Below are 8593 nucleotides of genomic sequence, written 5' to 3'. Positions count from 1 at the left end.
GCGAGCATCTTGTGGGATGATCCATTAGCTCAAACTACTGCAACCGCGACAGATTTGGCGGCGGGTGATTACAATGTATTGGTTACAGATACTAATGGATGTACAGCGACTTTACCAGTAACAGTAGATCCAGCAGTGCCAATGACTTGTTTAATAGATCCATTGCCATTGGCATGTGAAGGTAGTGATATACAATTAAATGTTACAGCAGGTGGAGGTACAGGCATATTCACTTATGTGTGGTCAAGTAGTAATGCAAGTGTAACGTTTGGAGATGCCAATGGTATTGACAATACATTAGAAGATCCAATAGCATATGGAGCTCAAATAGATGATATATTCTATGTAGCTATTTATGACGAAAATCAATGTGTAAAAACATGCCAAATAACAGCAAACTTATACAACTGTACACCTAATTGTGGAACAGCATTTGCTGTTAGGACTCAAGATGTTGGTGGGTATGATAGTGTTGTAGAAGACGATACGCAAGAGACCTATAGTAGCTGCTTTAGAAATGATGGCTTTAAACGTTGGGGATGGACCAATACCATTACAGAGTACGGTACTTATACCTATGCTGTATATAGAGGTGCCGGACGTTGTGATTTAAGTAAGGGAACCTATGTAGGCGATCTCATTGTAGATTATCAATATGACAATGATTTACATACTGGTGTAGTTAATTTCTCCTATGACCTATTGACCAAGGTTATTGAGGGTCAAGAAGTACCATTGTTTTTAGTTTCTGAAGTGCATTTATTTGTAGGCTGTGACCCATATCCATTTAAGGGTAATGCACCAGATGATATTTACAGTCAATCTGATGAAGTTAAAGGTGAATATTACACCGTTGCACCAGGGCAATACCCTTATAATGCGAATATACCAGATGGTACCTATCACTCAGGTTGGCAGGCAACTAAAACTGGAGTAACTGGATCATTCTATTTCATTGCACATGCTGTGATTTGTGACAGGGACATACCTTATCCTGATGATATGCATATCCCTGGTGAGAAAAGGGATTATGATGAAATAGATTTAGAAGGTAATTCATCCTTTATGGATACAGAATGTACAGTAGATACAGGTGGTTGGGGTAAACTTGAAGATAAGAAAGTAAGTTTTACTGCCTATCCGGTGCCATTCCAAAACGAGGTGAATATTGGCTATAAGTTTGAATATGACACCGATGTTAAAATTGATGTTTATGACATAAAAGGTGCTCTAATTAGAGAAGCCGAAAACACCAATTATGTTAAGGGTACTTACGATAGTACAAAAATTGATTTATCATACACTGAGGATCAAATGTATTTTGTAAGGTTAACGACTAAGGAAGGTACATTGGTTAAGAAAATAATATCCTCGAAACCACAATAAAGTATATTATATAAACTTTAAATAAAAAAAGAAGCCGTCTCAATCTAATTTTGAGACGGCTTCTTAAAATTTATTCTTGATATAATAACTTACTGTTTTACAAATTTGATGGTCTTAACAACATTATCAAAACTAATCTGTGCTATATAAATACCTTTATTTAACTTTGAAAGGTCAATTTTTTCTTCAGTTAGAGAAAGCGTTTTGTTTAAAACATTTTGACCTAAAATATTATACAATGCAGCATTATCCATTGGCATGCTATAAGATTTTAATGTCAATTCTTTTGTATTCGTATTGTAAAAATGCTTAAATTCATTAGAATTGAAATCATCAACTCCTAATGACGAGCTATACGTAGAATTCTCAAACCAGTTTAATGAGTTTTGATTAAAAGCAATACTTGCTATATCCATATCACCATCTTTATCAAAGTCATTTATAGTAAAAAGAACATCGTCTTGTGAATTGTCAATGAGTTGTTCTGATAAGAATACACCTGGACTTGAACCTTCGAACCAAGATATTTCATCTATAGTTTCAGAACCACTGGCGTAACTTACTAATATGTCTTTTTTATTGTCCATATCTAAGTCTTCTACTACTGCAAATGAAGGTGTACTATTTGCCGGCGCTAAAGAGTGAGTAGAATAGCTGCCTCCTCCAGCTGATTTGTACCAATTTAATGTATTACTAGATCCACCCACGGTTAATACGTCTAATTGATTATCACCATCAACATCAGCAAATGAAACACTTGCCAATCCACTAATCGCACTAGCAACAACATCTATATTATTAAATGACACTGAACCCGTTTGGACAAGATCATTATAGTATAAAAACACATTTTTTGTTTGGTAGAAAGCAACTACAACATCTAAATCTCCATCTTCATCAAAATCTGCCATATCTAAATCCCTTGGCTTTTTTATTACAGAAGGAGCATCTATGATGTTTGCAGAACTAAATGAACCAAAACCTAGATTTGAAAACCAAGTTATTTGATTTCCATCATATTCAACTACGGCAATGTCAATAGTATTATTACCGTCAATTTTACCTGTTTTAAGAGCTATTGGTCTATCAAATGATGATGATATAACTTGTTCTGCTCCAAAATTTCCGTTTCCTAGATTTTCGTACCACACTAATTTATTTCCAAGATTTGCAATAGCAACAATATCATTGTCTAAATCTCCATCTAAATCAACAATAGCAAGATCTCTAACCACACTTAAATTCGTGGCAATATTGGATTGTTTAGTAAAACTATCGTTTCCATTGTTTTTGTACCATTCAACTGTATTATCAATAGTACCCACTAAAATATCAGGATAATCATCATTATTTAAGTTACCTGACTCTATTGAAAGGGGATAGTTGCCTGTAGTACTTATGTTCTTTTTTGAACTAAATAATTGAGCTTGGCAGGTAAGACCAGCTAAAAATACGGTTATAATTCCGGTAAGTAAAAATTTATTCATGACTAAGTAGGTTAATTTTGTAAAAATATATAAAAATGACTTAAAAACGATAAAATATGCTTTTTATCGATGAAATACAATAATATTTAACGTTATTGAAAATAAAAACTTACAAGAAGATAAATTTGCTATTAATCAATCCCCAAAAATTTTTAATAAATACTTTGAAATCAGTGTTTTAGATTTCAGCCGTAAAAATTAATTTCGCGCAAAACTAAATTTTATTTTGAGTTTTATCGAATGAAATCCAAAAACTTATTAACATTTACTGTGTTGATAATCAATTTAATATATAAACGGTTACACGTTGTAAGTGAAGAAATATTTAACAGTAGTGGTTTTATTACAAATACAATCTCTTAAGTTTATGCACCCATAACCTGAAATGATAGCAATGCAGATTATCAATTTTTTTTGTCGTATATCTACTATACCTGCATTTCAATGATTTATATAATATCTTTAGTTGTATTAACGTAACCCTGATTAAAATGAAGTATATCTACTGTTATATTGTTTTATTGTTATTTATCTCCGTTACCTATGCTCAAAACTGCAACAGTGGTACATTACATAAAACCTATCCAGCTTTAAATAGTGGTTATGAAGAAGAAATAACAACATCAATTGTACCCGGTGAATATGTTACCATAACCAATATGCAAACAGATACGTATACCTTTACGTCCTATTTGGTTAGTGATCATGATTATATTACAATTAGAAGAACTTCGGATGATGCTATCATAACAGAGGGCAACTCACCTTTAAATTATACCTTTCTGGCTGGTGATATCCCGGATAACGATATAAAATTAGTCATTCATTTGGATAATACTTGTGATGATACCGATAATGGGAACCACACCGTAACGCTATTGAATGAAACCAATTTACCAACATGTTTCGAAATTGAAAATCCTAAAGTAAGTTATTTATCCAATACCCGCATGGATTTTCATTGGGAGGCTCCTAGTTCGGGTAATGCTCCTGTAGGTTATGAATGGGAAATTGGGTTTCCAAATTTTGCCCCTGGTACTGGTAATGCAGAGGCAAGTGGTTATGCCAATGGAGTTACCAATGCCACAACGGGTGAAGATGCCTTGGATCCCGACACAGATTACGAAGTTGCCATAAGATCGGATTGTGGTTCTGGGGATTATAGTATCTGGTATACTACACCTGTTATAACCACTTTGTCAGCATCTCCGCCAACCAATGACTTATGTAGTGGTGCATGGACCGTGGTACAGGAAACGGGAAGGGTGGATGCTGCTGTGGCGATAGGGTTTAGCGGATCTGTTCTTGGAGGCGCAGAGACCAACAAGGAGGCAGAGATATGCAATGGCAAAAGTGCCAGTGCCCGAGACGATGTATGGTATAAGTTTTTAGCCCAGACCACTGAGGTGACCATTACCTTGGAACCCATGTTCAACGGAAGGCTCAGCCTGTTTTCGGGTGACTGTAATGGGTTGACACTTTTGGAATGTAGCGATGTTACTAACAGCTTTGCTACAGAAGAACTAACCCATAGCAGTTTAACGATAGGAACTACTTATTATTTCAGGGTGTATTCCCAGGGGTTTTCAGCCAGTGATCCCAATTTCACGTTGAAATTGTGGTCATCCCAATCGATTACGGATGTGGATGGCGATGGCTATTCAAGCCCTGGTGGCGATTGTAATGATGGCAACGCTTCTATATATCCCGGTGCAACGGAAATACCTGACAATGGGATTGATGAGGATTGCGATGGTGCCGATCTGCTGACGTGGTATCTGGATGCCGATGGTGACACTTATGGCGATAGCAACACTACAACTTTAGCAAATATGCAACCTGCGGATTATGTTTCCGATAATATGGATTGTAATGATGCTGATGCGAATGTCAATCCCGATGCCACGGAAGTGTGCGACGGGATTGATAACGACTGTGACGGGCTTGTGGATGATGCGGATCCCTCTGTTACAGGACAGACCAGGTACTATGTTGATGGGGATGGTGATGGTTATGGTGATGCGAGTGATGCCGGTGCGCTGTATTGTTTCGATCCTGGGGCAGGATTTAGCCTAAGCAATAATGATTGCAATGATGCCAATAATGGGATTTATCCCGGTGCAACGGAAATACCGGATAATGGGGTCGATGAGGATTGCGATGGTTTTGATCTGCTGACCTGGTATCTGGATTCAGATGGTGACTCTTTTGGGGATAGTAACACTACAACTTTAGCGAATACACAGCCTGCGGATCATGTTTCTGATAATACGGATTGCAATGATGCTAACGCGAATGTGAATCCCGATGCCACCGAAGTGTGCGACGGTATCGATAATGATTGTGATGGATTGATTGATGGCAACGATCCCGATGTTGAAGGGCAGACCACCTATTACCGTGATAGTGATGATGATGGCTACGGTGACGCTACCGATACCGTTCAGGCCTGTACTGCCCCTGTGGGCTACGTTACTATAAGCGGTGATTGCAACGATACCGAACCAACCGTTTATCCTGGTGCTTCGGAATTATGCGATGGATTGGATAATGATTGTACGGACGGTATTCCATTGGATGAAAGTGATAGTGACGGCGATGGGATCTTGGATTGTGATGATAATTGTCCGAATATCCCAAATCCCGGTCAAGAAGATACAGACAATGATGGTACCGGTGACGCCTGTGAGGGATTATCTGTAGAAGACATTAATTTCGATAACATACGAATTGAACCTAACCCCTTCAGAACTACTTTAAGAGTACATTTCCCAAGCTATTTTGATGGTAAAAGCATTGGGATTACCCTTTATGATTTACATGGTCGGGTCATTTATAGGCTTACACAAGTAGGTCAGAAAGGGATCTTTAGGATCGAACACTTGTCGCAGTTGCAAAAAGGGATCTATCTCCTTAAAATATATGATGATTTAGAACATACCGTTAAACAGGTTGTTAAACGTTAAGCTGTTGGCTCTTTTTGTAAATAACCGTTTTTAGAGAAGGTCGGTTCAATATCTTCTATTAAGAAGTTGGTGATATGACTGTACGGTTTTCATTTAAATTGTTTTTCATTTTATCGACATTATTTGCTTTTTATCTGTTTTACATGCTCGCGTAATAATTAATAGATACCTTTAATATAGCGCCATATCAGTCATGTTATTAGCCTAATCTTATTGGATTTTTGATACTATAATTCTTCCAAGGAATAGTCATAGTTTTAGTAAAGTCAAATAGGATTACATGAAAAAAATTACCTGTCTATTACTTATTCTAATATCGGTATGGTCCAATGCTCAGGACTGTAACAGCGTAACCAGTAATGGAAGTTACGCAGCTCAGAACACAGGAGATGTGGAACAGGTTACCGGTTCCATTTATGCGGGCGAGTACCAGACCGTTACCAACATTCTTGCGGAGCAATACACTTTTACCTCGAGTTACCAGGGCAGCACCGATTACATTACCATTAGGGACGACGATGGGAGCACGGTATTGGCTCAAGGGGATACCCCATTGACTTATACTTTTCTATCGGGTGATATTCCGTTGGGTGAGATCCGAATCGTCATACATTTAAGCGATAGCTGTGATGACGATAGCAACACGCACACGGTTACCTTGCAGAAAGTGCCAACATGTTATAAGCCGGAGAACCCATTGGTGAGCTATTTGTCGAACACGAGGTTGGACTTTTACTGGGAAGCTCCTAGTTCTGGGCCCGCACCCGTAAATTATGAATGGGAAATTGGCCTTTCTGGGTTTACTCCTGGCACGAGTACCTATTTTGATAATGGTTCAACTGGGGGTGATACGAGCGCTACTACAGGAGAAGGCGCATTGGTACCCAATACCACTTACCAAGTAGCCATTCGTTCCGATTGTGGATCGGGTGATTACAGTAATTGGCTAATTACACCAAATATAACCACTTTGTCCGCACCTCCGCCAACCAATGACCTATGTAGTGGTGCATGGACCGTGGTACAGGAAACGGGAAGGGTGGATGCTGCTTCAGCGATAGGGTTCAATGGATCTGTTCTTGGAGGCGCAGAGACCAACAAGGAGGCAGAGATATGCAACGGCAAAAGTGCCAGTGCCCGCGACGATGTATGGTATAAGTTTTTGGCCCAGACCACTGAGGTGACCATTACCTTGGATCCCATGTTCAATGGTAGGCTCAGTCTATTTTCAGGAGATTGTAATGGTCTCTCACTTTTGGAATGCAGTGATATCACCAATAGCTTTGATACAGAAGAGCTAACCCATAGCAGTTTAACGATAGGAACTACCTATTATTTTAGGGTCTATTCCCAGGGCTTCTCGGCGAGTGATCCCAATTTCACTTTGAAACTGTGGTCCTCCCAATCGATTACCGATGCAGATAATGATGGCTATTCAACAGCTGGAGGAGATTGTAACGATGCCAATAATACAGTATATCCTGGTGCTCCTGAACTCTGTGACGGACTGGACAACGATTGTGATGGGATTTTACCCAGTGATGAATTGGATAATGATGGTGATGGCTTTTCGTTATGCGAAGGTGACTGTGATGATACGGACAATACGATTTATCCCGGTGCGCCAGAGCTATGCGATGGCAAGGACAACGATTGTGCCAATGGGATAGATGATGGTTTGATATTTGAAGACTATTACACGGATGCCGATGGAGATGGCTATGGCGATACTACAGATTCACCTGAGAGTTCATGTAAAGCTGTTAATGGGAAAGTAACGAATAATTTGGACTGTAACGATGGTGATCCAGATATTAATCCTGATGCGACAGAACTAGCGGGTAATGATGTGGATGAGGACTGCGATGGCAATTATTTACGTTATGTGGATGCCGATGAGGATGGTTATGGTTCATCTTTAACGATATCTTCTTCATTAAGTACACCAGGTATAGGGGAATCCAATAGCAATAACGACTGTGATGATGGAAATGCAGCTATTAACCCGGGTGTGACGGAATTAGCAGGTAATGACGTAGACGAGGACTGCGATGGTAATTACCTTCGTTATGTGGATGCCGATGGTGATGGCTTTGGCTCTACTTTAACGCTTTCCTCTTCAACGAGTTCACCCGGTGTTGGTGAATCGAACAATAACCTGGACTGCCATGATGGCAATATCAATATTAATCCCGATGCGAGTGAGGTATGTAACGGTTTGGACGATGATTGTGCCAATGGTATAGACGATGGATTGGTATTTACAACCTATTACTTGGATAGTGATGGTGACGGTTATGGGAATACTTTAGATGGTGGTACAGACTATTGTTTAGATCCCGGACCGAATTACAGCACAAACAATCTGGATTGCGATGAAGATGATGCAGCGATTAACCCCGGTGCGACCGAAGAAGCAGGTAATGATATAGACGAAGACTGCGACGGTAATTATTTGCGCTATGTGGATGGTGATGGAGATGGCTACGGTTCAATGACTACGATATCTTCAATCTCAAGTACACCCGATGTGGGTGAATCAAATAACAACACCGATTGTGACGATACCGACGACACGGTCTATCCAGGCGCACCTGAGCTCTGCGATGGCAAGGACAACGACTGCGATGGCCAGACGGACGAAGGAGTGACCACGACCTATTATGCCGATGCCGATGGTGATGGCTATGGGGATGCGGCATCTACTACCCAGTCCTGTTTGGTCCCTGTGGGCTATGTCAGTGACAATACCGA

General features: G+C 39.6%; 4 protein-coding genes. 3 read left to right on the top strand and 1 reads right to left on the bottom strand.

Annotated elements, in window-relative coordinates; translation table 11 throughout:
* A partial coding sequence (locus tag MR053_RS13850; RefSeq protein ID WP_242132999.1) for a T9SS type A sorting domain-containing protein occupies positions 1 to 1386 on the top strand: 1386 nt, incomplete at its 5' end.
* Positions 1387 to 1475: 89 nt separating this feature from the next.
* On the opposite strand, the gene MR053_RS13845 is transcribed toward MR053_RS13850, so the two are convergent.
* Positions 1476 to 2873 (bottom strand): T9SS type A sorting domain-containing protein, encoded by a 1398-nt coding sequence (locus MR053_RS13845; protein WP_242132998.1) that lies wholly within the window; start codon positions 2871 to 2873, stop codon positions 1476 to 1478.
* A gap of 491 nt (positions 2874 to 3364) precedes the next feature.
* On the opposite strand from MR053_RS13845, the gene MR053_RS13840 reads away from it, so the two are divergent.
* Together MR053_RS13840 and MR053_RS13835 are read left to right on the top strand one after the other, a co-directional pair.
* Positions 3365 to 5839 carry a MopE-related protein gene (locus tag MR053_RS13840; protein WP_242132997.1) on the top strand — a complete coding sequence of 825 codons (2475 nt, stop codon included), beginning with the start codon at positions 3365 to 3367 and terminating at the stop codon, positions 5837 to 5839.
* 280 nt (positions 5840 to 6119) lie between these two features.
* Positions 6120 to 8593: MopE-related protein (locus MR053_RS13835; protein ID WP_255745081.1), on the top strand; the 2474-nt coding region annotated here is incomplete at its 3' end.

The organism is Aestuariivivens marinum, assembly GCF_022662175.1.
Lineage (GTDB): Bacteria > Bacteroidota > Bacteroidia > Flavobacteriales > Flavobacteriaceae > Aestuariivivens > Aestuariivivens marinum.
Note: the sequence above shows the minus strand (reverse complement) of the source record. Positions and strands in the feature narration are given on the sequence as shown.

Bases quoted from the DNA above. Each gene is read 5' to 3' on its own strand.
- MR053_RS13845 (WP_242132998.1), bottom strand. From the start codon at position 2,873: ATGAATAAATTTTTACTTACCGGAATTATAACCGTATTTTTAGCTGGT.
- MR053_RS13840 (WP_242132997.1), top strand. From the start codon at position 3,365: ATGAAGTATATCTACTGTTATATTGTTTTATTGTTATTTATCTCCGTT.